Below are 15,986 nucleotides of genomic sequence, written 5' to 3'. Positions count from 1 at the left end.
TTTTAAGAACAAATCATTTTTACGATCGCTGTTGTAGTCGAATGCTCTTATAAGACACAATCAGGTGAAGCCGATGCTCCACCTGATTGCATAGATCGGGCTATTCACTTCGCTTTTGCGGATGTTCCATTCTTGTTGTCAATGCTGCAACAGACGAAGGTTCGCCCAATCACATCAAAACTTATTTTTTGGATGCTTTCCACTCATCCAATTGCAATTGCATTTCAGCTTGAACTTTATCCAAGCCCGCTGCTTTGAACTTCTCGATTGCTTTAGGAACATAAACTTTAGGGTCTACTGTACCTGTGAACAAGGAAGCGTAGAACTCTTCTTTTACGTTTTGCAATGCTGCCACTTCAGATTTCACTTTATCTGCGTTGAAGTGGAATCCAAGCAATGGTGCATTTTCAGCAGAGTTGTTAAACTTCTCGAATTGCTCCCATTTGTCTTTAGGGTCTGTAGGCAGCTTATCCAAGAGGAAGAAGTTACCCAATGTGAAGCCTGGCATATCATAGCCTTCTGTCTTAGCAGGCAAGAATTCGATTGTTTCTGCGTCAATACGCTTGAAGTGCTCGCCTTCGATACCATGGTTGATCATGTTACGAAGTGTCTTGTCAGAGTTCAGCAAGTTCAAGAACTCTACTGCTTTCTCTGGGTATGCAGAGTTAGCAGATACCGCATGCATCGCACCCATTACAGACCAGTTGTATACATATGGTTTCGTGTAAGGTGTAGAAACAACTTCATAACCCATAGATTGAGACCACAATGCGTCAGCGAAAGGTTGTGTATCTGGCATATCTACAAGCCAGTTACCTGTTTTCATTTCATCTCCGCTGGAAGCCGTAGAAGCATCTTTCTTCAGGTAACCTTTTTTGTAGTACTCATGCATCGTTTCCAAGTCTTTCATCGTATCAGGCTGCTCAAGAACGTTCACAAGCTTTAGCTCATTTGTGTCATTCAAAGCTACACCGATCGGCAAGTTCTCAGAAATCAAGTCGTAGTTCAAGCCGAATTTGAACTGCTTATCCGCAGATAGCGGATACATGCCTGGCTCGCCTGCTTTTACTTTCGCGAGGATCGGCTCAAGATCTTGAAGCGTTTTCACGTTTTTGTAGTCGATACCGTATTTATCTACATACTTCTTGTTGAAGCGGAATACTTTCTGTGCAGGCAACTCTTTGTTAACTGGAATTGCATACGTCTTGCCATCAATCTTCGCACCTTCTAGGAAGGAAGGGTGAACGTTCTTCGCGATATCTTGGCCTTTTGTTGCCATAAGGTCATCAAGAGCTAGGAAAGCACCTTTCTTCGCGTTTGTTACATAGTCGAATGCCCAAGAAGCTGTGAACGCGATGTCGTAAGGCTCACCAGAGTTCGCGATTACTTGCATCTTCTCGTTGTACTCGCCCCAATCATACATTTTCATCTTGACGGTTGCACCGATTTTTTCTTTCGTATACTCGCTGACTTTTGCCATTACTTTGTCAACGTCTTTTTGTGGAGTACCGATTGTGTACCAGATTAGCTCAACTGGCTTTTCAGCTGTGCCTTCTGTGCTACCGCCAGTTGCTTCTTTTTTACTGCCGCAGCCTGTGAGAACAAGAGAAGCGACCATTACGAGACAGAACGTCATCATGAGCAATTTTTTTGCTTTAGCCATTCTTGTCAACCCCTTTGTATAAGCGTGATGAATTGCATATATGGTGTCTGCTCTGACCACGATGACCCTGAATCCCCTATCACTCAGTGGCCAGAGCAGGAATACCCGGCATTACTCTTTTACTGCACCAATCGTCAAACCTTGAACGAAGTAGCGTTGGAAGAACGGATACGCACAAGCGATAGGTACCGTTGCCAGTACGACAAGTGCCATTCGCGTTGCTTCTGCAGGCAAGGAACGCATGAGTTCCAACGATTGACCGGATGCACTTAGCTGCGCATTGTTCATCAAGAATTGCATACTGTTCTCAATTCGCATCAGCATCGCTTGCAATGGAACGATGTTCGGATTGTCGATGTAGAGCAAAGCATTGAACCAGTCGTTCCAATAGCCTAGCGTCGAGAACAATCCAATCGTCGCGATACCTGGCAAGGAGATCGGCAGCACGATTGTGATGAATGCTCTCAGTTCGCCCGCACCATCAATTTTCGCAGATTCGATGATCGCATCTGGAACAGAGGTGCTGTAAAACGTACGCATAATTAAGATGTAGAATGCGTTTACCGCCAATGGCAGGATCAAAGCCCAAATGCTGTCTTTCAAGTCCAACACTTGCGTAGCGACCATGTATGTTGGTACAAGACCGCCGTTGAATAGCATCGTGAAAAAGGCCATGAAGGAGAAGAACCCGCGATACTTGAAGTTCTTCCGAGATATTGCATAAGCGAACAAACAAATCGTAACCAAGCTAATGAGTGTACCTACTATGGTAATGAAGATCGTTACCCCGTAAGAACGAAGCAATTGATCGCCTGCTTTGAAAATGTACTCATAAGCAGCGAAGCTCCATTTTTCAGGCCAGATCGAATATCCATTTTTGTTCAACGCCGCCTCATCCGTAAATGAGATAATGATGACGAATAAGAACGGGAATACACAGAGTAAAGCGAATCCGCCTGCGATAATATTGAACACCAGATTCATCATCGGTGAGAGATGGTGGACGTCGCGGTGTTTTTTCTTGCGCATAGTCAGTCCTCCCTACGTTAGAACAACGCGTTGTCTTTGTTGGATTTTCGTACGATCCAGTTTGATGTGATGACGAGAATGAAGCCGATGAACGACTGATATAGACCTGCTGCCGTACTCATCGTAATTTCCCCTGTCGCCTTCAATCCACGATAGACGTACGTATCGATAACGTTCGTAACCGGATACAGCGGACCAGAGTTCCGCGGTATTTGATAGAACAAACCGAAGTCTGCGTAGAAAATACGACCAATCGCAAGCAGCGTCAAAATCGTAATTAATGGTGTAATAGATGGAAGCGTGATATGGCGAATTTGCTGCCATTTGCTCGCTCCGTCAATCATCGCAGCTTCATAATACGTTTTATCGATACCAACAATCGCTGCTAAGTAAACAACGCTGGAGTAACCGACGCCTTTCCATATGTTCATAAAGGTCAGAATGTAAGGCCAATACTTCGTCTCGGAGTACCATGAAATAGGATCCGCACCGAACCAAGCAAGAATTTGGTTCATAACCCCTTTGTCTACACTCAGGAAACTGAATGTAAAGTAGCTAACGATAACCCAAGACAAGAAGTGCGGCAAGAACATACCTGTTTGATAGACCTTTGCTAGGCGCTTGTTCACAATCTCGCTTAGGATGATAGCCATTGCGACGGAACATACCAAACCTAAAATGATAAACACAAAGTTATACAAAATCGTGTTCCTAGTAATTAAGAAAGCATCATTCGTACTGAACAAATATTCGAAGTTCTCGAAGCCTACCCATTCACTCTGCATCAAGCCAGCAAAGAATCCATCTCGATGAATTCGATAGTCTTTGAAAGCGATAACAGTTCCGAGCATCGGCAGGTAGGAGAAGAACAAGAACCATAGTGCTCCCGGGAGTACCATGAGAAGAAAGATCCGGTTGCGATAGAGGTTCTTTAAGCTGTTCATAATCGTTTGCATCCGATTCATCCCCCGTTGCTTTAATGTAAATTAAGCGTAACGGATCTGGGGTATTTTCTATAGTCAACAAACTTTAGATTTGGTGTACAAAATAAAGAAAGGGCTTACATTGGCTATAATTAGGACACCAAATGAGGAATACCCTTCATACATATAGCTTAGTAAGCCTGTTATCACGGTTGTTGATTATCCAAATATTCAAAAGTGGAGCATGCCTGTTGATTATCATAATATTCAAAATGCAATCATGTCTGTAAGTCGATTTCTTACCCTTCAATGAGGGATTTTTATTACCTGAGTATTCGGCAACCTAACAATAAGAAGGGACGGATAGCGAATAGTGCGAAATAAAGAAGATGCTCCAAGCACATGTACATCATAATTTCACTAACGGTCGCCACAGAGGCTAATCAGCCTATATTTGCTTATTTTGAAATGTAAGGGATGTCAGAGAGCTTATTTGCCACACAGAGCGAAGCTATTCACCATTTTGCTAGAATAGGCGCTCTGACGACCGTTAAAATTCTACTACACCCAATTTAACTAAAATAACGTCATTAGTGACCGTTAGAATAGGCAACGTCCAATATCCTTCCATGTAAGAACGCGTTCCATTCGATACCTTACTATTAAGAACGGAGTTCTTGATCCACACCGCTTCGTATTTCCCGATACTCTTTAGGTGAAGTACCCACATACTTTTTAAACTGTTTGTAAAAATAACTTTTATCCCAATAGCCCACTTTCTCAGCAATTTCGGTCATGCGATAGTGCGTCTCTACTAATAGGCGCTTCGCATTTTTAATACGTGTCTTGTTCAAATGATCAGAGAACGTACCGTTCATTTCTTTCTGGAACAGTTGTCCCAAATATACAGGATTAATGTTGTACACCTGGCTTAGCGTCTTCAACGACAGCTCTTCCGCATAGCGCTCCTCCATATGCTGCAGCACCTGTTTGATAACCGGAGACATATCTTGCGGCTGTGTAAGTAAGTCGATCAGATGGTCCGCTATTTTCTCCACATGTTCTCTTATCGCATCTAGCGAATGCAAGCGATAGACTTCACTAAACCAATCAATATCCTTAACAGGAAGCTGAACAGCTGTCTCCTTAATAGACTGCTTCCATACCATTAACAGCTCAACAGCAAAATTGCGCACATCACGCGGCTCTGCCCCATCTGTTTCTGTAAGGTGGAGGAAGTCCTGCTCCAATTGCTCATGCAGTTGCTCCCTATTTTTGGCGTACAACAACCGCACATAGGACTCAACGTCAGGCTGCAAAGAGGCTGGCCTTGAGGAACGGTAGCGCATCGCTTCCTCGTAATCCAAAATATTTTCGTCCATCCGCACAAGATGGTAGGGCTGAATCTGCTTCGCATGAGCATAGCTTTGCGCTGCTTTCGTATAGCCCGCCTGAATACTGCCTGTTGTCATCTGTAGAGTGATGCCGTCCAGCTTTTGTTCCGTCTCCTGCTTCCAATGACGCAGCGATCCTAGCAGTTGTTCTTTATCGGACTGTGTATCTCCTATTCCGAATACAAACACAACTTCGCCGTCCCATTCACGCACAATAAAGCTGTATTCGTACGAGCGAATATAGTCATTTGCAATACGCCACAACTGTTCTTGCTGGGCCTGTTGCCTATCGAGGGCGATCTCACCTTCCATGCGAACGAGTACCGTCCAATAATACGCATGCTTAAATTGTAAATTTAGCATGTCCGCTCGCTGCTGCAGCTCCTCCATATGAATCTGATCTCGTACCCAACGATACAATACGTTTTCACGCAAAATATCACGATTATGCTGCTCAACCAACTGGCTAGAGCGCGACTGCTCCATCTTCTGTACAGTTGTCTCCAAGGTAGAGCGGAATTCCTCTAGGTTAATCGGCTTCAGCAAATAGTTCTCTACCCCAAGCTTAATGCCTTCCTTCACATAACCGAATTCATTGTAGCCGCTCAAAATAATGAAACGTGTATGGGGATGCGTAGTCTTCATACGCTCGATGAGTTGCAGCCCTGTCATTTTCGGCATCATAATATCCGTCACAACCAAATCCACTGGCCTCTCCTGTAAAGCCTGCCAAGCCGCTTCCCCATTTTCAGCCTGGCCTACAATCGTTAAGCCATAATCGTTCCATTCTAAAATGCTTTGCAGCCCTTCTATGATGAATGGCTCATCGTCTACTAGAAATACTTCAAACATGTCGTATCCCTCCACATCAGATGCGTGCGTTACTAGCCTATTGGAATGCGTATTGTTACGGTTGTACCTTCTTGATAAATACTGTCGATCTCTATTCCTGCCCCATCGCCGTACAAAATTCGAAGACGGTTATGGACATTTTTAATGCCTAAAGAGCCATGGTCCTGCAAATCATCGCTGCTTAATTCATCTTGCAGTTGCTGCAAGCGCTCAGGCGGAATACCCGAACCATTGTCACGAATACGGATAATGAGTTCATCTTCTTCACGCAGCACATGTATCCATACATGATTGTCTGTCCGCTCCAATCCCAAGCCATGAACGAGGTAGTTCTCGATCATGGGCTGTACCGACAGCTTCATTACCTGATAGCCACCGATACCAGCATCCATCTCAATCGTGTATTGCAGCTTATCGCGATAGCGAATACGCGTTAGCTCCAAATAGCGCTTGCAGTTCTCTATTTCTTCTTGCAGTGTAATATGCGTCTTGTCCTTAACCATATGACGGAAAATGGAAGCTAAGTTGTAAATCATATCACCCACATCATGTGCACCTTTCGCTACAGCACGCATACGGATCACTTCGAGCGTGTTATATAAGAAGTGAGGCTTAATCTGTGATTGTAATGCCACAAGCTCAGCATGCTTCTGTTTCAATTCCGACTTATAGACACGATTAATATAATCCGATAAGTCGTTCACCATATGATTGAAACTATGTGCAATATCAGACAACTCATCTTCCTGCTGAAAATTAATACGTGTGTCCAGCTTGCCCGCAGGTACTTGCTTCATCGCTTTCACGATAACTTGCGTGCGTCTAGAAATACGAATCACGGTTACATAAGCGATGCCAACGACCAAGATTACACACAATACCGTTACAACACCGATTGTTGTTCGTACACCAGCCAACCGATCCGTCACCTCATACGATGGAAGCATAGAAACGACTGTCATCCCCAACTTATTCGTTTGCGATAAAGTCACATACGTTTCACCGATGCCATCCAACTTCAGCTTCAACGGTTGATTGCGCTTCATTGCCAACAGCTCAGCTCGATTATGCTCATAGGCGGTCGCCATTTTCTTATTATTGAAATAAATGATTTGATCCTGCTCATTCAAAACGATAACGGAATCAAGCTGCTGAGCATCTACCAATCTGTGGCGAATGCCATCGATGCCGAAGTCGATCATAATCTCACCAGATGTCGTCAATGTATCTGGATTGTTGATACGATTGGTTACCGTAAAATAAGGAAGCGCAGATGGTTCCTTGTCCATCTCCACTAAGGCCTGCTTCGTTGCCTCCTCGCTGCGCTGGGATGCATTGGAGTTATCGATATCCTTCGTTACATCTTCCGCTCCATCTAGATTTGGTACCTTTGATTCATTGCCTTGCAATGGATAACGATCTCGGAGAAATTGAGGATCCGGAGTAACTTCCCACGGATACACTTTGCGGAAAACACCGTTATCGCTATACATAAAAGCAAACCCTTGTCTTGGGCTTACTAGGACAATATTTTTCAGATCAGAGTCTTTCCAAAATTGATTCGCATAGAACGTGTGAAAATCCCGCACAAAGAAGCTATTGCTCTCGCTGTACGTATCTAATCGATAACGTAAGTAGGACTCATAGCCATTTTCCAAAAAGTATACGGTATCTCTTATTAGAACGTTGTCTTGATAAAGCTGCTGTATAAGCAGCTGCGAAGTTTCGTACTTCTGATCAAAATAGCGATTCATCGCGTCAACCGAACGCTGCTGTTCTAGCAGCATAGAGCTCATATCTTTTCGAACAAAGAATTGATAGGTAAAGAGAGATAAAGTTACCAACGATATAAGGGCAATACAAGAGTATACGACAATTAATTTATTAAATAGCCTGCGTTTAAAATGAGTCTGGTAAATTCTTTTCAGCATCAAACAAAGCCTCTTTTCCCCGTACACTCGATACGATAAGTGGCATTACTTCGAAATGTAAGCGCATACGATTATGACTATCGCTTGCCTTTCTAGTATTAATATAAATGATATATATGTATATAACAAATGAGGAATGCCATATGATTTGCAAAAAAACCATCTAAAAACGTTACCCAAATCCTCTTTATTACCTTTTTGTAATCTTTACCTCTCCCCCTTAATATCCCAATACAGCAGGCAATACAAGCATTATCCATAATGTGGGTGATCATTTTATACAGCTAACCGTTTGACATGGTTACAATTTTGTAAGACAATAATCCATGTATTAAGAAACTGTCATAACTGATGCTGTTTACATACATTCACGAATTAGTGATATCGGATTTATAGGTTACGGCAGCTTAATATGAAATTCCAAATACTTATGTAGTTACTTACAGGAGGCGATGATTTGAAAACGGCAATAAAGACAGTTCTCCTAGCGGGAGCGGTCTTCGGATGCATGCTCTTTACGGATGGCGCGCTCGGAACGAAAGCTTACGCCTATGACGGAGACAAAAAAGCTTCAATTACAATTAACGGTCAACAACTTACCTTTACAAATACAGTACCTGTGTTGGAAGATGGAGAGACGATGTACGTTCCACTTCGCGATTTCGTGAACAAAATGGGATGGACAATGTCTACATCTAACATTAACAGCAATCATATGAAAATTATCGTCAAAAGCGCTGATGCGACAGTTGAATTCCGCACAGATTCCGCTACAGTGAAAGTAAACGGAAAATCGGTTAAGATGTCGGATAAGCCTTGGTTATATAAAAATACAACGTACATTCCTTTGCGTTTCTTCGTAGATGAAATGGGTGTAACGTTCACTTGGGATTCGAAATATTTAAAGACTCTTCCATCTGTAGATCGCTACAAGAAGGAAGTTTCCATTCAATCCAGCAAGCAAGACTTGAGCAAAGCAGATGCTGTTATTAATACAGCTTACAGCTACCTAGGCGTACCATACGTTTGGGGTGGAACAACTCCAGCTGGATTTGACTGCTCTGGCTTCTTGAATTACGTATTTGGCAAGCACAATGTAGAGCTTCCACGTACAGCACATGATATTTACAAAAATGCGGGTACAGCCGTTAAAAACCCTCAAAAAGGAGATCTGGTATTCTTCTCTTCGAGTGGTTCACGTATTACGCATATTGGTATATACCTTGGAGATAACCAATACATTCACGCTTCCTCCGGGAAAGTGAAGGGTGTTACGGTGTCTAGCCTTGGTTCCAGCTGGTCTAGCAAGACTTATGTTGGAGCGAAGCGCGTTCTATAAAATTTAATAAGAAGCTATTTTCCAAATTCTAAATGTCCATAATGAATAAGGGTTGCCCACACGTCACACTCGTTGACAGGGCAACCCTTTTTTTTCTATGCCTACACTCTTCATTTTTTACACTGTATCACAATAAATCAATACCGTTCTTTTTCCTCAACATTTTCTTCTTGGTGCAGCTTATATGTAGATTGAGGCAGCCTCTCTTTGTAAACGACAACGCCGTTCCGTTTCTTTATGCGATACGAATCAACGATAATTCTCGACTGTTCCGGTGCTATTTTATCCGTAATCTGATTGCTAATCTTCAAGACAGGGCTAGTGCGCTGCTCAGTTATGACATCATACGTAATACCAGGAAGCTGTTGACCGTACACTTGTACCTTTAAACGATCGCCCTCCACTTGCGTCGTCCATACGATGTCCCCACTCGTTTCATTAGACATCACAAGATCAGGACCACCCGTTGAATACGTAGCATCTCTTCCGAGTGGCACGTAGGGAACAGGAAGCGAGTGTGAATTACGCTCGACGACCCCCATACCCGCTAGTAGACCTGCATTATACATCGTCGTAGACGTTTGGCATATCCCTCCGCCAATTCCATCTACCATGCGACCATTTTCTATGACAGGGGCTATCATCAGCCCGTATTGCTCCTCTGTCTTCTTGACGATGTCACTGTAGCGAATTTGATGATTCGGGCTCACAACGACGCCATGCAATGCCTTCGCACTTGCACGTACGTTATGAGCATGGCCTTCTCCACGGTTCGCAATCACCGTTGTGTACTCACCAAGCAGCGCATCGGGCTTACGTGTCTTCAATGTTTTGACAGTCACATCCGCTGGTATCGTAACAAGCGGCATCCGTACAGTCATCGGCTGTCTAACATCGGGATGGGATTTCAACTTAGTCACAAGCTGAATAAGTGATTGCTCTAACTTATCTTCATCCAGTTCCCATCCATCTACTTCTTGTTCATACTTAACTTTAAAAGGTGTTATGTATTGGGCTTGTGCATTTTTGGGCTTACGATCAATCGTGGTCCCGAACGACTTGCGTACAGCTGCCGTCATCTGATCGACATGAAAGCTAGTTTCTATATCCAAGCTTTCCTCAGCTAATTCACGACCAAGTTTCCATTTATGTGCGATGTTTCCCTCTTCCCATTGCTGCAACTGATTAACAGCTTCTTCGTTGCCAAATGTGAAGCCAAGCTCTTTTAGTGTAAAGGTCTGCTCTGTTAAAGGTTCCAATCTTTGATCCGTACGGTCTGGTACAAATTGAACGGTCATCCCCTCAAACGTAGCAATGTGTTCGTTCATTCTCACCATTACTTCAGCAGGCTGTAATCCACCTGCATCTATGCCCATCACGCGATATCCATGTGGAAGCGGAGCTTCGTCCAGATGCATCGCGAAGTAAGTTCCTAAACCTATAATTACAATCGAAATCATGCCAAACGCAGCAGCAATCTTTCGTTTATGGGGTTTGACCCAACCAAAGAAGCGGCTGTACCAAGAGGATGAAGGTTGGTTTGAGTTTACAGGATCATGCGGTTTCTGAGAATCCCTGTCCAACGGTTCCTTATGTTCATTCATGCAGTCTCAATCCTCCTTTGCGCTTACCACTATAACGGAATATCCAAACAGAAGGGTTACAACGAGTTTACGTTTTGATAATTTCCTTCTCTTATCGTGCCTTCCTTCCCCCTAAAAGTATACAGAAGTCGTCGTATTTATGAATCTTTTGCTGAAATGCACCACAACAGCAAGAAATACAGTACAAGCCCCAACACGTAAAAAAGCCTTTTCCTCCACCATAAAAGTAGAAAGAAAAGGCTCCTCAGCAAACTTTATATTTAGTTCTTCGGCAGTTGGAAGGAACTCTTCAACGATACGATCAAGTTAAATACGATCTTGCCGTCCTTCGTATGCTTCGGATCAGCGTTGAAGTAGCCGTGACGGAAAAATTGCAGCTTGTCATGCGGCTGAATATCCTTCAAATTCGGTTCTATGAAGCCTTGATCAACAACCATTGAATTCGGATTGATTCGGTCAAGGAATGTTGTCTCTTCCGTTGCTTCTTCTTCTGTTTCATCAAGAATGAGCGGCTCGTACAAACGGAACTCCGCTGGTACAGCATGCGTCGCTTCCACCCAGTGGATCGTTCCTTTTACTTTACGACCTGTAAATCCACTACCTGACTTCGTCTCTACATCATACGTACAGTGGATTTCTGTAACGTTGCCATTCTCATCTTTAATGAAATCGTTACACTTAATGAAGTAAGCATGCTTCAAACGCACTTCATTGCCAGGGAACAAGCGGAAATATTTCACTGGCGGGTTCTCCATAAAGTCATCCTGCTCGATGTAAATTTCACGAGAGAATGGAATTTGGCGCATCCCCATTTCTGGAACTTCAGGGTTTACTTCCGCATCCAGCCATTCCACTTGACCTTCTGGGTAGTTGGTAATAACCACCTTTAATGGTTTTAAAATACCCATTGTACGAGGCGCTTTCAGCTTCAGGTCTTCACGAATGAAGTGATCCAAGTACTTAGAATCAACCGTACTGTCAGACTTCGTTACACCGATCTCACGACAGAAGTTGCGGATCGATTCTGGTGTGAAGCCGCGACGACGCAAGCCTGAAATGGTAGGCATACGCGGATCATCCCAACCATCAGCGACACCTTCATCAACAAGTTGCTTCAACTTACGCTTACTCATTACCGTATTCGTAATGTTCAAACGAGCAAACTCATACTGATGTGGCGTACTCACCATTTCTGTTTCAGCAACGACCCAGTCATAGAACGGACGTTGATCTTCGAACTCCAGCGTACAGATCGAGTGCGTTACACTCTCAATTGCGTCTTCCAATGGATGAGCGAATGCATACATCGGATAAATGCACCAAGCATCACCTGTATTGTGGTGTGTTGCATGTGCAATTCGATAAATAACAGGATCACGGAAATTGATATTTGGTGAAGCCATATCAATCTTCGCGCGCAATACTTTTTCACCATTACCAAACTCACCGTTACGCATGCGTTCGAACAGATCAAGATTTTCTTCTACCGAACGGTCACGATAAGGGCTGTTCTTACCTGGCTGCGTCAATGTACCGCGCATTTCACGCATTTCATCTGCATTCAATTCACATACGAACGCTTTGCCCTTTTTAATAAGGAGAACAGCACGTGCATACATTTCCTCGAAGTAATCGGAAGCAAAGTATAGTCCGTCCCAGTCAAATCCGAGCCATTTTACATCTTCCTTAATGGACTCTACATATTCTGTATCTTCTTTTAATGGATTCGTATCGTCAAAGCGTAAATGTACACGGCCTTTGAACTCTTTAGCCAGTTCAAAGTTCAAGCAGATCGACTTCGCATGACCGATGTGCAAATAACCGTTAGGTTCAGGAGGGAAGCGAGTAACGACGCTATCTACTTTGCCTTCCTTCAAATCATTTACGATAATATTGCGTATAAAATTCGATGCGCTCGGAGTTTCCACCATAAATCAACCTCTCTGTCTAATAAAACTTTGTTACATAAATATAACGTCAAACCCCCATCAGTTCAACTCTGGGGGTTATAACTTCCAACCTTTTATACGAGCAAATCAAACAGAAGCGGATTTTTGTTCAGCTCAACGTAATCGAGCCCCTTCTTATTCATTCGATCAATAAGCTGGGTATAATCATCCGCATGCTTCAATTCAATACCAACAACAGCTGCTCCATTGTCTTTATTGTGCTTCTTATGATACTCAAAGCGTGTAATATCATCATCTGGACCTAGTACATTTTGCAGAAACTCACGCAATGCACCTGCACGCTGCGGGAAGTTGATCGTAAAGTAATGCTTCAATCCTTCATAAATGAGCGAGCGCTCCTTAATCTCCTGCATACGGTCGATATCATTGTTACCACCACTAATGACACAGACAACGTTTTTACCTTTAATTTGATCCTTATACAGATCAAGCGCAGCAATAGACAAGGCACCTGCTGGTTCAACGACGATAGCACTTTCGTTATACAGCTTCAATATCGTTGTACACACTTTTCCTTCGGGCACATGAATAACATCGTCCAGTACTTTTTCACAAATTTCATAGTTTAGTTGTCCAACGCGTTTTACAGCTGCACCATCGACAAACTTGTCGATCTGATCCAGTGTAACGACATGCTTCTCAGCAAGCGATGCCGTCATGGAGGCAGCACCTTTCGGTTCAACACCTACAACCTTAGTAGTTGGACTAATCATCTTCACATAAGTACCGACACCTGCAGCCAATCCACCGCCGCCAATCGTGACGAATACGAGATCAGCAGGCACGTCCAACGACTCCATAATTTCCATACCGACCGTACCATTGCCTGCAACAATATGAGTGTCATCGAAAGGATGAATAAAAGTCATACCTTGCTCATTGCAAATGCTCATGGCCTTTTCATAGGCATCGTCGTACGTATCACCAGTCAAGACAACAGTAACATAAGAGCCACCGAATCGCTTGACTTGGCTTACTTTTTGGCTTGGTGTCGTACTTGGCATCACGATTGTGCCTTGAATCTGCAATGCTTGGCAGGAATAAGCTACCCCTTGCGCATGATTACCCGCACTCGCGCATACGATGCCTCGCTCCAGCTCGCTCTGGGAGAGATGGCGAATTTTATTATAGGCTCCGCGAATTTTAAATGAGCGTACAATTTGCAAATCTTCACGCTTCAAATACACATTGCAATCATATCGAGCGGACAGTATCGGATCGTGCTGCAGCGGAGTCCGTACAATTACTTCTTTTAATACGTGATGGGCACGTACGATATGTTCCATCATGCCAGTCGTAGTCGTCATGTTCTGTCTCTCCTTCTCCATCCTATGTCTGTGTAAGTCTGCCATCACATCTGAAATGCCTAGTTGTTTGCCGCATAGTATACGTACATAACCTATAAAAAAGAGTACAAAAAAACTCGCCCCTAAAAAGGGACGAGTTGATCTCGTGGTACCACCCTTGTTCCGCACATCGCCAACTTCAACATAAGGAATCTAAATTCCGGGTAGCCGGACATTCATAATTCCACTACATGAAGCTGCCATTCCAATCTGCGGCACTCCGCTGCGCACTAGCGCTATCCCGATAACGAGGGATTTGCCGTCTGCACTTACTGTCTACCTTTCCAAGTAGGACTCATTCAGCGCAGCATGTCAGAGAGGATATGTATCTGCTTCCGTCACCGACTTACACCAACCGTCGGCTCTCTGTAGACTTCCCGCTGACACACCTAGTCTCTTCAACCATATTAAATCTCTAGCACAGTTCATCACTGTACTATTGTAGGATTATCACGTACAACCGATATAAATTGCACGCAACTAGAAAGGTAATTCATTCCTGTTTCCTGCAAGTTATTAATCCCTATTATGTGCTCGCTGGTGTTAAAAAGTCAATCGTTCCTTGCGGAAATTGTCTTCCTTGGGTAGACAATTTTTATAAGAAATTAGCTTATTACCATTACGATCGGCAGCTACTTTGAACTCGCAATGACAGCCTGCTCTGTTACGTCCTCCAACTGCTCGGATTGTCGCATACGAAGAATAGAAATAATCGACAATATGCCAATAATGAAGAGCACAGATGATATGCTGTACATATAAGATAGTGGCAGCATGCTCTTCAAAACGCCAGCCAAGGACATTGTAATCACCATCGCACCCATAAACATCGGACTTAAAATACCATTAACTCGACCGATAAAGCTGGACTCTGTATTTTTAAGAATCAACGTATTGATACCGATCTGGATTGCTGGTAGGAAAAGCCCACTGAAAAATTGTGCCGTTAAGGTTAGCCACCACAAATGGGACACGCCGATTACGACAAACACAATCGAACTAACCGCCATCCCGATTGCAAGCATATGCTGTGGCTGGAGCCGCTTAGACATCATCATTGCTAACGCTCCGCCAATTAGCATCGCGCCCCCGTTGACCATGAGTAAATACTGCAAGTGCCCTTTGGGAAGCCCCAGCTGCTCTGTAACGACTAGAATACCCAGCGGTTGAATAAGGCCGATCGCCAATCCTGCCATCGCAAAGCAAGCCATCAAAGGCTTAAGAATGGAGCTTCTCCACACATAACGTGCCCCTTGCGCCAATTCATAACGCAGCGATGTGTTCGTTTCTTTCTTCTCTTCCTTACGATCAGCTGGCAAGAACAACAACGCAACCGCTGAAAGTAAAAACAAGAATCCTGTAATAATTAATGAAGTTTGAATGCCATATTGTTCATATATGATGGTACCAATTGCAGGCCCTGCGACCATAAATAAAGCAACCATCGTCTGAAAGATAGACATCCCTGCTTGTAATAGCTCCTCAGGTACGTGCAGCTTGAACAGCTTCATAGATGAAGGCTGTGAGAACTGTGACAGAATGGCTGAGACAAACGTTGTGAAAAATACGGCTTCCCATGAACCTTTTATAATTGTTAACAGAACCACAAATACAGATATTGCACTTAATACATCACACCAAATCATCGTGCGTTTCGGACGCCACCGATCTGCGAAAGCACCACCAATAAAAGAAAATATAAAGATAGGTGCAAATTCCACAACCGAGACGAGCGATAACGCTATCGGGTCATTGTTGGTCATCTCGACGACATACAGTAGAACAGCAAAGTTCCGTATCCATATGCCCAATTGCATAAATAGGCCAGCTAGCATAATCGCCTGCACGAAGCGATTACTGAACAAGCTAGCTGCAGAAGGTGTTGCTGCTTGATTCATTTGAGTCCCCCCACTCTACTTCCTGTAACAACATTAG

The 15,986-nt window shown here is 43.6% G+C and carries 10 protein-coding genes and 1 other annotated feature; of the genes, 1 reads left to right on the top strand and 9 read right to left on the bottom strand.

Annotation, left to right across the window (positions count from 1 at the left end; translation table 11 throughout):
* Positions 1-181 precede the first annotated feature (181 nt).
* From IFO66_RS07495 to IFO66_RS07475, 5 genes are all read right to left on the bottom strand, one after another.
* On the bottom strand, positions 182-1,663 hold the full coding sequence (locus IFO66_RS07495; RefSeq protein ID WP_192024527.1) for an ABC transporter substrate-binding protein: 1,482 nt from the start codon (positions 1,661-1,663) through the stop codon (positions 182-184).
* Positions 1,664-1,774: 111 nt separating this feature from the next.
* Positions 1,775-2,692 (bottom strand): carbohydrate ABC transporter permease, encoded by a 918-nt coding sequence (locus IFO66_RS07490; RefSeq protein WP_192024526.1) that lies wholly within the window; start codon positions 2,690-2,692, stop codon positions 1,775-1,777.
* A gap of 17 nt (positions 2,693-2,709) precedes the next feature.
* Positions 2,710-3,657, bottom strand: a complete 948-nt coding sequence (locus IFO66_RS07485; protein WP_420488653.1) for an ABC transporter permease — start codon at positions 3,655-3,657, stop codon at positions 2,710-2,712.
* A 620-nt stretch (positions 3,658-4,277) separates the two neighbouring features.
* Positions 4,278-5,861 (bottom strand): response regulator transcription factor, encoded by a 1,584-nt coding sequence (locus IFO66_RS07480; RefSeq protein WP_192024524.1) that lies wholly within the window; start codon positions 5,859-5,861, stop codon positions 4,278-4,280.
* Positions 5,862-5,893: 32 nt separating this feature from the next.
* Positions 5,894-7,792, bottom strand: a complete 1,899-nt coding sequence (locus IFO66_RS07475; RefSeq protein ID WP_192024523.1) for a sensor histidine kinase — start codon at positions 7,790-7,792, stop codon at positions 5,894-5,896.
* A gap of 457 nt (positions 7,793-8,249) precedes the next feature.
* On the opposite strand from IFO66_RS07475, the gene IFO66_RS07470 reads away from it, so the two are divergent.
* On the top strand, positions 8,250-9,131 hold the full coding sequence (locus tag IFO66_RS07470) for a C40 family peptidase (RefSeq protein ID WP_225445569.1): 882 nt from the start codon (positions 8,250-8,252) through the stop codon (positions 9,129-9,131).
* Positions 9,132-9,268: 137 nt separating this feature from the next.
* Here IFO66_RS07470 and IFO66_RS07465 read toward each other — a convergent pair whose 3' ends face one another.
* The 4 genes from IFO66_RS07465 to IFO66_RS07450 all read right to left on the bottom strand — a co-directional run bounded on the left by IFO66_RS07465 (position 9,269) and on the right by IFO66_RS07450 (position 15,949).
* Positions 9,269-10,735 (bottom strand): VanW family protein, encoded by a 1,467-nt coding sequence (locus tag IFO66_RS07465; RefSeq protein ID WP_192024522.1) that lies wholly within the window; start codon positions 10,733-10,735, stop codon positions 9,269-9,271.
* A 260-nt stretch (positions 10,736-10,995) separates the two neighbouring features.
* On the bottom strand, positions 10,996-12,666 hold the full coding sequence (locus IFO66_RS07460) for a glutamine--tRNA ligase/YqeY domain fusion protein (RefSeq protein ID WP_192024521.1): 1,671 nt from the start codon (positions 12,664-12,666) through the stop codon (positions 10,996-10,998).
* 92 nt (positions 12,667-12,758) lie between these two features.
* A complete protein-coding gene (ilvA, locus tag IFO66_RS07455; RefSeq protein ID WP_192024520.1) occupies positions 12,759-14,012 on the bottom strand; it encodes a threonine ammonia-lyase IlvA in 1,254 nt (417 codons plus the stop codon).
* A 125-nt stretch (positions 14,013-14,137) separates the two neighbouring features.
* Positions 14,138-14,462 (bottom strand) — a binding site (T-box leader).
* A gap of 221 nt (positions 14,463-14,683) precedes the next feature.
* The gene (locus IFO66_RS07450) at positions 14,684-15,949 is read right to left on the bottom strand and encodes an MFS transporter (protein ID WP_192024519.1); all 1,266 of its coding nucleotides are present in this window, start codon (positions 15,947-15,949) and stop codon (positions 14,684-14,686) included.
* Between the last annotated feature and the right edge of the window lie 37 nt (positions 15,950-15,986).

The sequence above is a fragment of the Paenibacillus arenosi genome (assembly GCF_014841135.1).
Taxonomy (GTDB): Bacteria; Bacillota; Bacilli; order Paenibacillales; family Paenibacillaceae; genus Paenibacillus_B; species Paenibacillus_B arenosi.
This window is presented reverse-complemented; position numbering and strand designations above follow the sequence as displayed.

Bases quoted from the DNA above. Each gene is read 5' to 3' on its own strand.
- IFO66_RS07495 (WP_192024527.1), bottom strand. From the start codon at position 1,663: ATGGCTAAAGCAAAAAAATTGCTCATGATGACGTTCTGTCTCGTAATG.
- IFO66_RS07490 (WP_192024526.1), bottom strand. From the start codon at position 2,692: ATGCGCAAGAAAAAACACCGCGACGTCCACCATCTCTCACCGATGATG.
- IFO66_RS07485 (WP_420488653.1), bottom strand. From the start codon at position 3,657: ATGAATCGGATGCAAACGATTATGAACAGCTTAAAGAACCTCTATCGC.
- IFO66_RS07480 (WP_192024524.1), bottom strand. From the start codon at position 5,861: ATGTTTGAAGTATTTCTAGTAGACGATGAGCCATTCATCATAGAAGGG.
- IFO66_RS07475 (WP_192024523.1), bottom strand. From the start codon at position 7,792: ATGCTGAAAAGAATTTACCAGACTCATTTTAAACGCAGGCTATTTAAT.
- IFO66_RS07465 (WP_192024522.1), bottom strand. From the start codon at position 10,735: ATGAATGAACATAAGGAACCGTTGGACAGGGATTCTCAGAAACCGCAT.
- IFO66_RS07460 (WP_192024521.1), bottom strand. From the start codon at position 12,666: ATGGTGGAAACTCCGAGCGCATCGAATTTTATACGCAATATTATCGTA.
- ilvA (WP_192024520.1), bottom strand. From the start codon at position 14,012: ATGACGACTACGACTGGCATGATGGAACATATCGTACGTGCCCATCAC.
- IFO66_RS07450 (WP_192024519.1), bottom strand. From the start codon at position 15,949: ATGAATCAAGCAGCAACACCTTCTGCAGCTAGCTTGTTCAGTAATCGC.